The organism is Streptomyces sp. NPDC006235 (assembly GCF_040613735.1).
GTDB lineage: Bacteria > Actinomycetota > Actinomycetes > Streptomycetales > Streptomycetaceae > Streptomyces.
Genome location: NZ_JBEXSR010000025.1, coordinates 54,650 through 67,743 on the forward strand (window position 1 = coordinate 54,650; position 13,094 = coordinate 67,743).

The following is a 13,094-nucleotide window of genomic DNA, read 5'->3' on the forward strand; positions in this document are numbered from 1 at the left end:
ATCGGTCGGCGCGGGCGTTCGGCCCGGGAACGGCCGGTGGGGTGAGTTGGTTACGGCGGCTACGGCATCCGGGGGAACGCACAAGGGGCGGGCCGCGCCCGGTCCGCCCCTCCAACTGCCTTGCGCTGAACGCTACTTGACGGCTCCTGCCATCACGCCGGACACGAACTGCCGCTGGAACGCGAAGAAGACGGCCAGCGGGACCACCATCGAGATGAACGCGCCGGGTGCCAGCACGTCGATGTTGTTGCCGAACTGCCGTACCTGCGTCTGGAGTGCGACCGTGATCGGCTGGCTCCCGGAGTCCGAGAAGATCAGCGCGACCAGCATGTCGTTCCACACCCACAGGAACTGGAAGATGCCCAGCGAGGCGATCGCCGGGGCGCCGAGCGGCATCACGACACGGAAGAACAGGCGCAGTTCGCCCGCCCCGTCCAGGCGCGCCGCCTCCAGCAGCTCCCTCGGGATCTCCGCGAAGAAGTTCCGCAGCAGGAACACCGCGAACGGCAGACCGAAGCCGACGTGGAAGAGCACCACGCCGATCACCGAGCCGAAGATGCCGATGTTGCCGAAGAGTTCGGCGATCGGGATCAGCGCGACCTGCACGGGCACGACCAACAGGCCGACCACGCCCAGGAACCACCAGTCCCGGCCCGGGAACTCCATCCAGGCGAAGGCGTAGCCCGCCAGCGAGCCGATGATCACGACCAGCAGCGTCGCCGGGACGGTGATCCACACCGTGTTGACCAGGCTGCTGGTGATGTCCTCGTTCTCCAGCAGCTTCGAGTAGCTGTCGAAGGTCATCTGGGACGGCTCGGTGAACACCTTCCACCAGCCGCTCGCCGCGATGTCCTCCGGCGAACGCAGACTCGCCAGCAGCAGACCGATCGTCGGCACCAGCCAGAACAGGCCCACGACGATGAGGAACACCCGCACCAGTCCGCCGCTGACCCCCTCGGCCAGCCGGGACCCCAGCGACTGCTTCGCCTTCATCGCCGCACCTCCCGCCTCAGCCGCCTCACGTTGAACCACATCACCGGGATCACCAGCAGGAGCAGGAACACCGAGATGGCGCTGGCGATGCCCGGCTGGTCCTCGGAGAAGCCCTTGCGGTACAGCTCCAGGGCGAGGACGTTGGCGTCGTCCTGGGCGGAGCCGGGGGCGATGATGAAGACCAGGTCGAAGATCTTCAGCACGTTGATCATCAGGGTGACGGTGACGACCGCGAGGACCGGCGCCAGCAGCGGCACCGTGACCCGTCTGAACACCTGCCACTCACTCGCGCCGTCGACCCGGGCGGCCTCCAGCAGTTCACGCGGCACGCCCGCGAGCCCGGCCGCGATCAGCACCATCGCGAAGCCCGCCCACATCCAGATGTACGCGCCGATGATGGACGGGGTGACCAGGGACGGGCCGAGCCAGTCCAGGCCGTTGTACGGCTCCTTGAAGTTGCTGTCCGGGAGCCGGAGTTGTGCCCCGTCGGCCGCGGCCGGCAGGGTGAAGGTGCCGTCGTCGCCGGCCGTGGTGGAGGCCACGACCTTGCCGTCCTTGACGGCTTCGATCCTCATGCCGGCATAGCCCAGTTCGGACGGATCGACGGTGTTCAGCTTGCCGACGCCCTTGCCCCGCGTGAAGTCCTGCCAGGTCGTGCCGGTGACCTTGTCCGGCTCGGGCTTCGGCGCCACCGCCGGCTTCGCGCCGTCCGGCATCAGGTCGGGCGCGACACCCACCAGGGGCAGCGAGACGGTCTCGCCCGCGCGGACGGGTGACTTGGTGATGAACGCACCGCCGCCCGCCGGTTCCAGCGGCGACTGACGGCCCGGGTGGGCCTTCGGGAACGCCGACGCCTGCGTGAACGTGTCGTGCACGCCCACCCACACCGCGTTCGCCACGCCCTTGTCCGGGTCCTGGTCGTACACCAGGCGGAAGATGATGCCCGCCGCCAGCATGGAGATCGCCATCGGCATGAAGACGACCAGCTTGAAGGCCGTGCCCCAGCGCACCCGTTCGGTCAGCACCGCGAAGATCAGGCCGAGCGCCGTCGCGACCGTCGGCGCGAACACCACCCAGATGACGTTGTTCTTCAGCGCGGTGCGGATGCCCTCGTCGGTGAAGAGGGCCTCGTAGTTGTCGATCCCGGCGAAGCCGTCGCCGGACTGGTCGTAGAAGCTGCGGACCACCGAGTACCCGATCGGGTACACCACGAGCGCGCCGAGCAGGACGAGCGCGGGCAACAGGAACAGCGCCGCGACCATCCTGCGGGTGCCGGTCACACTCTTGCGCGACTTGCCCACGGCAGGGGGCTTGACGCCCCCTGCCGCCGTGGCCGACGTCATGCCGTCAGCCTCCGTAGGCCGCGGCCGCTTCGGCCTCCAGCTTCTGCTGTGCCCCCGCGACGTCCTTCGGGTTCTTCAGGAAGTCCTGGAGGATCTTCCACTCGCCCTTGCCGGGCGTCCCGCCGAAGGCCTGCGGGGCCTGGTCGGACATGTCGAAGCGGAAGTCGTCACCGGCGTCGATGAGCGCCTTGGCGATCCTCTGCTGCACCGCGTTCGGGTACGCGGAGTTCGGCACGTTCTTGTTCGGCGAGAGGTAGCCGCCCAGCTTGGCCTGAATCTGAGCCGCGTCCGGCGAGGCGAGCCAGGTGGCCAGGGCCTGCGACCCCTTGGAGTCCTCAAGGATCACGGCCGCGTCGCCGCCCGAGACCACCGGCCCGTTGTCACCGACCGCCGGGAACGGGAACACCTTCGCGTCCGTACCGATCTTCATGGTCGTAGGGATGTTGACCTGCGCGAAGTCGCCCGCGGCGACCATGGCGGCCTTGGGCTGGTCCCCGCCGGTGAAGACCTGCGTGACGGAGGCCGGGAAGTCGGTCTGCAACGCCCCCTTCGCGATGTAGTCGGACTTGCCCCAGACCTGCGCGAGCGTGGTCAGCGCGTCCTTCACGGACGGGTCCGTCCACTTGATCTCGTGCTTGGCCAGCTGGTCGTACTTCTCCGGGCCGGCCTGGGAGAGGTAGACGTTCTCGAACCAGTCGGTCAGCGTCCAGCCCTCGGCGCCGCCGACGGAGAACGGGGTGACGCCGGAGTCGTAGACCGTCTGCGCGGTCTTCAGCAGATCGGGCCAGGTCTCGGGCTCACTCGCCCCGGCGTTCTCGAAGACCTGGTTGTTGTACCAGATCAGGGACTTGTTGGCGGCCTTGTAGTAGACGCCGTACTGCTTGCCGCCCACCTTGCCGATGTCCTGCCAGCCCTGCGAGTAGTTCTCGCCGAGCTCCTTCTGCGCCTCCGCGCCGATGGGCTTGGCCCAGCCCCGGTCGACGGCCTGTTTGATGGCGCCCGGCTGCGGCAGCATCACGACGTCCGGCGGCTGCCCGCCGGCCACCTTCGAGCCGATGAAGTTGATGATCGGGTCCTGGGCGGGCACGAACGTGACCTTGGCGCCCGTGCGCTTCTCGAACTCCGCCAGGACCTTCTTGAAGTTGGCCTGTTCCGCGCCGGTCCACACGGCGGCGATCTCCAGGCTCGTCCCGTCCAGCTTCGGAAGAGTGACGTTGCTGGCGGCGGCCTCCTCGGTGTTGCCCGGGCTTCCACTGCTGTCCTTGTCGTCGCCTCCGCAGGCGGTGAGCGAGAGCGCGAGCGCTCCCGCGGCGACGGCCGCCGCGGCCTTGGCGGCTCCGCGGTGCTGGGGGGTCGCCTTGTCCCGTTCCGGCGACCGGCGTTTCAGGATGGTGCTGCTCGTCATGCGCATGACTGCCCCGTTCTTCGTTCCCTCGTCGAACGTTGAGCGCGCTCCCGTGCGATCTGGTCTACGCCCGGGTGTGCGGGGGCGGCAAGATGGCGTCGGCTGTCAAGCGGGGGATCGTGACCCCCTCGTGACCAGGGACTCGTCCCTGATCAACGGAGGGGGTCGGCATCCAGCCAGTGCCATGGACGAGTGCCAGGTCCTGTCGTCAGACAGGGCCTTACAGAAGTGACGGCACCTGGGCCGCCGCGACCTCCCGCGCCGCCCTTTCCAGCGCGCTGGCCAACAGTGCCAGGTCGGTGGGGCCGTTTCCGAGCTCCCGCACCGGACGCCGGGCCGGAGGGTCACCCATGCGGTGCCATTCCAGGGGTACGACCGTGGGTCGCAGCGTCGCCGTCCGGGGGATGCGGCCGGTGACCCGCCCGCCCTGGAACGGCGTGACCCGCCCGTCCTCGCAGGCGAGACGGCCACGGCCCGGAGCGGGCTCGTCCGGCCCCGGCGCAGGAGCGTCGAGCGTGACGCGGAGGGTGGCCCGGCGCGCCGGTTCCGTCTCCGCCGTACGGGGGCAGGGGCCGGTCGCCGCCACCAGGTGGACGCCCAGCCGCTCGCCCTCCCGGGCCACGGCCTCCAGCGCGCGCATCACCGACCCGGCCGCGGGCCGTCCGGTCGAGCCGAGGGCCGGGGAGACCAGCGCGTCCAGGTCGTCCACGACCACGACGAGGCGGGGCAGCGGCGGCGGCGCCGCCTGCGTCTGCCGCCGGGCCGCTCCGGGCCGCAGCCGCATCGTCGAACTGGGCGGGGAGTCGAGATCCGCGGCACCCGCCTCGGTCTGTGCGCCCCCCCGGGCCGTCGCCGTGCGCTGGGCGACCATACGGCCCGACAGCTCGCGCCCGGTGTGCCACTCGGCGAAGTCGGACCGGCCCAGCAGCTCGGCGCGCCGCTTCAGCTCGGCGCTCAGGGACTGCGCGAACTCGCGCATCAGGACCGGATCGTGGGCCGTGAGGTACGTGGTGACATGCGGGACGTCCGTACACACGCGCAGTCCCTCACCGGCCCCGCCGCCCGCGCCGGGGCCGCCCCGGCCGTCGACCAGCACGATGCCCAGTCGGTCCGGGCGCTCGGCGGCGGCCAGGGACGCGACGACGGCCCGCAGCAGCTCCGTACGGCCGCTGCCCGGCGGGCCCTCGACCAACAGATGCGGTCCCTGGGCCGCGAGGTCCGCGCAGACCGGGCCGCGCGGCCCGGCGCCCAGCACCGCGCGCACCCGCCCGCCCAGCGCCTCGGTGTCGTCGGCCGCGTCCGCCCAGCGCGCCATCAGCGACGCCGGGGTGGCCCGGGCCAGGCCCAGCTCGTCCAGCAGCCGTGCCGCCTGGGGCAGCGGCGCGGAGACCCGCGGCTGCCCGTCGCTCGCCGAGCCGTCCGTACGCAGCGGCGCCAGCGCCCGCGCGAACCGCTCGGCCCACGCGGGGGAGACGGCGTCGACCGTGGCGATGGTGCCGTGTCCGACGGGTCCGGCCGGGGAGTCCTCGCCCCCGACCCGGGCCACGCGCATCAGCCGCAGGGCCGTCGCCACGTCCCCGCTGAGCAGCGCGACGGCACCGCACTGCCGGAACGTCGGCGCCACCGAGCAGGCCGCCTCGTACGTCTCCGTCACCGGTGAGGCGGGCGAGGCGGCGGCCGTCTCGGCCAGGCAGACGACATGGATCCCGGCCCGGGGGCCTTCCGACGCCAGCCGCGCCACGGCCGCACGCAGGTCGGCGCCGCCGGGGTCGCCGTCCACGACGAGGACGGTGTACGGGCCGGGGAAGCCGGTCGCCTGGTCGGGGGCGGGAGAGGGCGTGTCGTCCCTGGCCCAGGAGGGGCGGCGACCCAGGGGACCGGCGGTGCTGGTCCCCTGGAGGTCACCGCCCTGGCCGTCGGTCCCCTGGGCTCTGGAGAACCGCACGTTGCCCAGCAGCCCGCCGACCCCTGCGGCGCTGCCTTCCGCGTCCGCCACCTGGTCCTCCAGACGGCGGATGAGCTCGTCCGTGCGGGCGGCGGCCTGCTCCCGGTCGTAGGCGAGCAGCAGGCGGCAGTCCTGCCCGTGCCCGGGACGGACATGCGGCAGCCAGCCCAGCCAGGACCACTCGGCGGTGCGCTCCGCCAAGGGGCGGGAGCGGTCCGCGGCGATCAGGACGATCTCCAGTATGTCGGGGGAGTGCAGCGCGGTGAGCTGCGCCAGCACGGCCCGGGCCAGCCCGGCGAGCCGCGCCCTCGGCCCGGCCATTCCCAGTGCGCCCACCTCGCGCAACCCGGCGGTCACCGGCACCGCGGGCAGCAGGCCGGAGCCGTCCGGCGCGGCCCGGTCGGCGGTGCCGAGACGCACCGCGAGCGCCTCCGGGTGGCCCGGCCCGCGCTCCCACAGCCGCGGGCCCGGCCCCAGCGCCGTCAGCAGCAGCGTGGCCGGATCCGGCCAGGTCTCCGGCACGGCCGGCCCGACGACCGCGGAGCGCTCCGCCGCCACCTCGACCGGCTCGTCCTCGTACGTCTCGCGCGCGGGAGCTCCCTGCTCACCACGCCCTCCGGCCAGCCGCCGCGCCCACGCCCCGAGCCCGCCCCGCTTGCGCGTCCCCGGCGGGACATCGGTCCCCCGCAGAGGAGTGCCCTTACGCCCACGCCCGGACCGCTCGTCCGAGGCGCCCGGGCCACTGTCATCGCCGGGGCGCCCGCGTCCGGCCGGGCCGGCAGTGGTGTGGGGCGTCGGACGGGGAGCTGCTTGGCCTTCGGCCGGGGCGTGTGGAGTTACGCCTGTGCCGCTGGTGTCGCCGGGGTGTCCGTCTTGGCCTCCGGCCGGGGCGTGAGGGCTGGGGCCTATGCCGCTCGCGTCGCCGCCGGGGCGGCCGCCCCTGGCCGGACCGGCGGTCGTGGGACCCGGGGCCGGCTGGGCCCCTGGCCGGGCATGAGAGCCCGCACCGTCCGCCGTTCCGGCGCCCTGGCCGGAACCGCCCGCACGCCCGTCATCGAACGCCCCGCCCAGCGCCCCGGCCCCGGAGCGGCCCGCGTGTGTGTCCCCGGCACCGAGCCCGTGCTGCGCCGCGCCGTGCTGCCGGGGTGTGCTGGTGACGCCGTCGGGGGACCCCACCGCCGACCTGCCCTCGGCGCTGCCACGCTGCCGGGGGGCCCGGACCACGCCCTGCGACGACGCCGTACGCCTCTCTTCCCGCGATGCCGGGGGCGCCGAGTCTCCTTGGCCCGGGGTGATGCCCTGCCCGTACTCACCGGCAGCAGAGCGGAACTCGCCCTGCGGGGCCGCCCTCCCACCCTCGGCAGTCGGCCGCGAAGCCTCCGCGGCCGCTCCCGCACCCCTGCTCTCGACCCGAGGCGCCACACCCTGCCCCGGCACCACCGCCGAGTCTGCGGAGCCGTGACCGGCAGTGCCCGGCATGCCCCAGGCCGCCGAGCCGTAAGCGTGATGGGTGGACCCGGCAGGACCGGAGGCCCCAGATGCCCTGGCAGACCTGGCAGCCCCGGAAGCCCCGGGAAGACCGTCGGAGGGACCGGAGGCCCCGACACTCCGTGATGCACCGGAGGCAGCAGAACCGGAACCTCCTGCAGTCCCGGCGCTCCCGTAAGCCCCGGAAGGCCTGCCAAGGCCAGAAGCCCCAGAAGACCCCACAGAGCCAGACCCGGTAGCCCCGGAAGCCTCTGCTGCCCCTGTAGAACCGATAGCCCCTGAAGGACCGGAGCCCCCGTCGGATCCGATCGCCCCGGCAGGCCCGAAGGCGCCGGTTGAACCGGATGCCCTGCCAGTCCCGCCAGGCCCGGATCCCCCGGCCCCGGCAGGCCCGGATCCCCCGGCCCCGGCAGGCCCGAACGCGCCGGTGGAACCGGCTGCCCCGCCAGCCCCGGAACCCCCGCCAGACCTGGACCCCCCGAAACCCCCGGAGGGCCCCGGCACGCGCACGTGGCCCTCCCCGTCCGGCGTCGTGTCCACCCGGCCCCCCGGCCCCCCGGCGGGAGCCAGCCGCAGGGCCGATTCGCCGATCCGCAACAGCGCCCCCGGCGCGAAACGGACCGCCCGGCCGCTCACCCGCGTGCCGTCCAGCGTCGTGCCGTTCGTGGAGTCGAGGTCGGCGACCGAGACGCGGCCGTCCGCGCTCACCGTCACCGCGCAGTGCAGCCGGGAGACGTCCGGGTCGTCGAGCGGTACGTCGGCGTCGGCGGAGCGGCCGATGCGGATCTCGCCGCCGTGCAGGAGGTGGACGCCGCCGGCGTCGGGCCCGGCGACCACCTGGAGCTGGGCCGGGGCGTCGTCCAGCTCGGGATGGGGCTCCGGCTCGCCCGGCGCGCCCACGGACAGCACGGCACCGTCGGTCAGCGGGGGCTCGCCCAGCGTGCAGCGCTGGGCGTCGAGCCGCTGCTCCCCGGCGTACAGCACCGGGGTGCCCGAGCCGTCACCGCCGAGGACCGCCTGGGCGAGCCCGGAGGCCACCGCCGCGAGCGCCGTCCCGGCGGGCGCAGTGACCAGTACGTCGCAGCGCGCGGCGCGGTCCCGGGCCGGAGCCGCCAGGCCCAGCGGGTCTACGACGGTCAGCCGGATCTGCATCGCCGTCAGCGGTCCCTTCTGCCCGGGCGCGGAGTCCCCCCACCCCGCCCCAGCACGTCGGCCAATACTGCACGCATCCTCGCACCTGCCACTGACACCGCGCCCCTCGCTCCGGAACAAGTGATCTTGATTGGTCGGCTCTGCCCGCAAAAGTGCCTGAGAGATGACCCACTGGCGATCACTTGAGATCGGTCACGCTCACTCTCGGCAACCACCAGACCGAGGTGAGCGTCTTTCCTTCGAACGCGTGCGAAATTCGAACGCGTGCGAGAACGCATACGTAAGACCCACAGAATGACGACACCCCGGTCCCCGGCGGCACGGCACTACAGTGGGTCGGACAGGCCAGCAGGCAAGGCAAGCACCAGGGAGCGCATGACGTGCGGCCGGTAGGCAGCAAGTACCTGCTCGAGGAGCCGCTCGGGCGCGGCGCCACGGGCACCGTCTGGCGAGCCCGCCAGCGCGAGACCGCGGGCGCCGAGGCGGCCGTGCCGGGACAGCCCGGCGAGACCGTCGCGATCAAGGTCCTCAAGGAGGAGCTGGCCGGCGACCCGGACATCGTCATGCGGTTCCTCCGGGAGCGCTCCGTCCTGCTCCGGCTGACCCACCCGAACATCGTCCGGGTCCGCGACCTGGTCGTCGAGGGCGAGCTGCTGGCGCTGGTCATGGACCTCGTAGAGGGCCCCGACCTGCACCGCTACCTGCGGGAGAACGGGCCCTTCAGCCCCGTCGCCGCGGCCCTGCTCACCGCCCAGATCGCCGACGCGCTCGCCGCCAGCCACGCCGACGGCGTCGTCCACCGCGATCTCAAGCCGGCGAACGTGCTGCTCCAGCAGTACGACGGGCAGATGCACCCGCTGCTGACCGACTTCGGCATCGCCCGCCTGGCCGACTCCCCGGGCCTGACCCGCACCCAGGAGTTCGTCGGCACGCCCGCGTACGTCGCGCCCGAGTCCGCCGAGGGCCGCCCGCAGACCTCCGCCGTCGACATCTACGGCGCCGGCATCCTGCTGTACGAGCTGGTCACCGGCCGCCCGCCGTTCTCCGGCGGCTCCGCCCTGGAGGTGCTGCACCAGCACCTGAGCGCCGAGCCGCGCCGCCCCTCCACGGTCCCCGACCCGCTGTGGACGATCATCGAGCGCTGTCTGCGCAAGAACCCGGACGAGCGGCCCAGTGCCGTGAACCTCGCTCGTGGCCTGCGTGTCGTCGCCGAGGGCATCGGGGTGCACGCGAACTCCGCGCAGATCGCCGCCGCCGAGGGCGTCGGCGCGCTCCTGGTACCCGACCCGGCGCCCGCGCCCGTGCCGGACACGCCCGGCGCGGGCGACGCCGACCCCACGCAGGTCCTCCCGCAGGGCGCCGGCTCGTACGACCCGAACGCCGCGACCAGCGTCATGCCGCACACCGGCGGCCCGGCCGGCGCTGCCGACCCCACCGCCGTACTCCCGAACCGGGGTGCGGCCGACCCGACCGCCGTCATGCCGCCGGTCCCGGCGGGCTCGCCCGGACACCCCGGCCAGCAGGGCCAGCAGGGCGGGCCCGAGGACCCGCACCCGTGGCAGAACCAGCTGCGGGCGGCCCGCGACCGCAACGAACAGACGCAGGTCCAGTACCTCGACCCGAACGAGGACCCGCTGCGCCGCCGCCCCCAGCGGCAGGTCGCCCGGCCCCAGCAGCCCCCGCGCCGCCAGGCACCCCCGCCCGGGCCCGGCTACGGCCATCCGCAGCAGCAGCCCCAGCAGTACGCCCCACAGCCCCAGCGGCCCCAGCCGCCGCAGCGCTACGCCCCGCCCGCGCCGCCGCCCCAGCCCCAGCAGCCGCAGCGGCCCCAGCGCGAGCCCCGCCAGCCCCGGCAGCGCAGCGCGAACCGGATGCGGATCCCCGGGCTCGGCTGCCTGAAGGGCTGTCTCTTCACGATCGTCATCCTGTTCGTCGCCGGCTGGCTGATCTGGGAGCTGAGCCCGCTCCAGGACTGGATCGGCACCGGCAAGGGCTACTGGGACCAGCTCACCGACTGGTTCAGCACGGTGACCGGCTGGATCGAGAAGGTCGGCGGGAGCGGTTCGGGCACGAACTGACCGGAACCTCCCTGCGGGGTTGGTGATTTGTCGACACCTGGCGGGTGATTTCTGCCTCCTCGGTGAAGGTTGGCTCTCCGTGCGCGTAGTTTTAGCGACAACACGCGTCGGTAGGAGCAGCCTTGGCACGGAAGATCGGCAGCCGGTACACCGCCCACCAGATCCTGGGGCGGGGCAGCGCCGGCACGGTGTGGCTGGGCGAGGGTCCCGAGGGCCCCGTCGCCATCAAGCTGCTGCGCGAGGACCTGGCCTCCGACCAGGAACTCGTCGGGCGCTTCGTACAGGAGCGGACGGCGCTGCTCGGCCTGGAGCACCCACACGTGGTGTCGGTGCGCGACCTGGTCGTCGACGGCAACGACCTGGCGCTGGTCATGGACCTCGTCCGGGGCACCGACCTGCGGACCCGGCTGGAGCGGGACCGGCGCCTCGCGCCCGAGGCGGCCGTCGCGATCTCGGCGGACATCGCCGACGGGCTGGCGGCCGCGCACGCCGCGGGCGTCGTCCACCGGGACGTGAAGCCGGAGAACGTCCTCCTGGACATGCAGGGCCCCCTGGGCCCCGGCGGCTCCCACCGCGCCCTGCTGACCGACTTCGGTGTGGCCAAACTCATCGACACCCCGCGCCGCACCAAGGCGACGAAGATCATCGGCACGCCGGACTACCTGGCCCCGGAGATCGTCGAGGGCCTGCCGCCCCGCGCCTCCGTCGACATCTACGCGCTCGCCACGGTCCTCTACGAGCTGCTGGCCGGCTTCACCCCGTTCGGCGGCGGCCACCCGGGCGCGGTCCTGCGCCGGCACGTCACGGAGACGGTCGTCCCGCTGCCCGGCATCCCGGACGAGCTGTGGCAGCTGCTCGTACAGTGCCTGGCCAAGGCGCCGGCCTCGCGGCTGCGGGCCTCGGAGCTCGGGGCCCGGCTGCGGGAGCTGCTGCCGATGCTGGCGGGCATGCCCCCGCTGGAGGTGGACGAGCCGGACACGGAGTCCGCCGAGGAGGCGGACCGGGAGGAGCAGCCCGCCAGGCCGGCACCGGCCGAGCGGGTCCGGCGGCGGGGCGCGGTCCCCCTGGTGCCGGGCGCAAAACCGGCCGACTCCAACCGGGACACCCACACCTCGATGCGCGTACCGGCCCCCGACGAGCTGGCCGGGGGCGCGCACGGCACGGCCCGGGCCCCGCGCGCGTCGGGCACGCCCCGGCCGGGCTCGGCCCGCAACCGCGCCATCGCCCGGCGCCGCCGCGTGGCCCTCGGCGCGGGCGCGGTCGTCCTGGCGGCGGCGGTCGGCGTCGGGGCGTGGCTGTCCACCTCGGGCGACGACGCGAGCGCGCCTCCCCAGGACACGAAGAACTCGGCCCCGCAGTCCCCCTGACCTCCCGGGGCCCTTCCGATCCCGCCGTCCGGCCCGGACGCCCGGCGATGGCCGCCGGGCGGAGCCGTTACGCTGGAGGGCGTGGCAGTCGTCGATGTATCCGAAGAGCTCAAGTCCCTCTCCTCGACCATGGAGTCGATCGAGGCCGTTCTGGACCTCGACAGGCTGAGGGCAGACATCGCCGTGCTCGAGGAGCAGGCGGCCGCGCCGTCCCTGTGGGACAACCCCGATGAGGCGCAGAAGATCACCAGCAAGCTGTCCCACCTCCAGGCCGAGGTGCGCAAGGCGGAGGCACTGCGCGGTCGCATCGACGACCTCGCGGTTCTCTTCGAGATGGCCGAGGAGGAGGACGACCCGGACACCCGTGCCGAGGCCGAGTCCGAGCTCGTCGCCGTCAAGAAGGCGCTGGACGAGATGGAGGTCCGCACGCTCCTGTCCGGCGAGTACGACTCCCGTGAGGCCCTGGTGAACATCCGCGCCGAGGCGGGCGGCGTCGACGCCGCCGACTTCGCCGAGAAGCTCCAGCGCATGTACCTGCGGTGGGCCGAGCAGCGCGGCTTCAAGACCGAGATCTACGAGACGTCGTACGCGGAGGAGGCCGGCATCAAGTCGACCACCTTCGCCGTCCAGGCGCCCTACGCGTACGGCACGCTCTCCGTCGAGCAGGGCACGCACCGGCTGGTGCGCATCTCGCCCTTCGACAACCAGGGCCGGCGCCAGACCTCCTTCGCGGGCGTGGAGATCCTGCCCGTGGTCGAGCAGACCGACCACATCGAGATCGACGAGTCCGAACTGCGTGTGGACGTGTATCGCTCGTCCGGCCCCGGCGGCCAGGGCGTCAACACCACCGACTCCGCGGTGCGCCTCACCCACATCCCCACCGGCATCGTCGTCTCCTGCCAGAACGAGCGCTCGCAGATCCAGAACAAGGCGACGGCCATGAACGTGCTCCAGGCCAAGCTGCTGGAGCGGCGCCGCCAGGAGGAGCAGGCCAAGATGGACGCCCTCAAGGGCGACGGCGGCAACTCCTGGGGCAACCAGATGCGTTCCTACGTGCTGCACCCGTACCAGATGGTCAAGGACCTGCGCACCGACTTCGAGGTCGGTAACCCCGAGGCCGTTTTCAACGGTGAGATCGACGGTTTCCTCGAGGCCGGAATTCGCTGGCGCAAGCAGCAGGAGAAGTAAGTTTGTCGACAAGGCAACTGCCGCCATCGGGGCGGTAGTTGCCTTGTCCGTGCCCGCTTCTGCGTCGGCATGTCTGGGTTTTACATCACACTCACAGAGTCAGACTCCCGGCATTGCCCCCGTAGTTGGACATGG

At 73.0% G+C, this 13,094-nt stretch carries 7 protein-coding genes; 3 read left to right on the forward strand and 4 right to left on the reverse strand.

All coding sequences use genetic code 11. From position 1 onward, the window contains the following. Nucleotides 1-132 precede the first annotated feature (132 nt). From ABZ192_RS26355 to ABZ192_RS26370, 4 genes are all read right to left on the reverse strand, one after another. Nucleotides 133-993, reverse strand: a complete 861-nt coding sequence (locus tag ABZ192_RS26355) for a carbohydrate ABC transporter permease (RefSeq protein ID WP_354736551.1) — start codon at nucleotides 991-993, stop codon at nucleotides 133-135. Beyond that, complete coding sequence (locus ABZ192_RS26360) at nucleotides 990-2,336, reverse strand: sugar ABC transporter permease (protein WP_356926936.1); 1,347 nt, start codon at nucleotides 2,334-2,336, stop codon at nucleotides 990-992. The genes ABZ192_RS26355 and ABZ192_RS26360 overlap by 4 nt, the downstream gene beginning before the upstream one ends. Before the next feature lie 4 nt (nucleotides 2,337-2,340). Continuing rightward, nucleotides 2,341-3,747: an ABC transporter substrate-binding protein gene (locus tag ABZ192_RS26365; protein ID WP_356926937.1), complete on the reverse strand. Its 1,407-nt coding sequence runs from the start codon at nucleotides 3,745-3,747 to the stop codon at nucleotides 2,341-2,343. Nucleotides 3,748-3,961: 214 nt separating this feature from the next. Continuing rightward, entirely contained in the window at nucleotides 3,962-8,326 is a 4,365-nt protein-coding gene (locus ABZ192_RS26370) for an FHA domain-containing protein (RefSeq protein WP_356926938.1), read from the reverse strand. Nucleotides 8,327-8,706: 380 nt separating this feature from the next. On the opposite strand from ABZ192_RS26370, the gene ABZ192_RS26375 reads away from it, so the two are divergent. The 3 genes from ABZ192_RS26375 (at nucleotide 8,707) to prfB (ending at nucleotide 12,959) form a co-directional block, all read left to right on the forward strand. After that, nucleotides 8,707-10,404 carry a serine/threonine-protein kinase gene (locus ABZ192_RS26375; protein ID WP_356926939.1) on the forward strand — a complete coding sequence of 566 codons (1,698 nt, stop codon included), beginning with the start codon at nucleotides 8,707-8,709 and terminating at the stop codon, nucleotides 10,402-10,404. A gap of 122 nt (nucleotides 10,405-10,526) precedes the next feature. Next, entirely contained in the window at nucleotides 10,527-11,771 is a 1,245-nt protein-coding gene (locus ABZ192_RS26380; RefSeq protein WP_356926940.1) for a serine/threonine-protein kinase, read from the forward strand. Nucleotides 11,772-11,852: 81 nt separating this feature from the next. Beyond that, nucleotides 11,853-12,959, forward strand: coding sequence for a peptide chain release factor 2 (gene prfB / locus ABZ192_RS26385; RefSeq protein ID WP_356926941.1), 1,107 nt, complete (start codon nucleotides 11,853-11,855; stop codon nucleotides 12,957-12,959). Nucleotides 12,960-13,094: the final 135 nt, after the last annotated feature.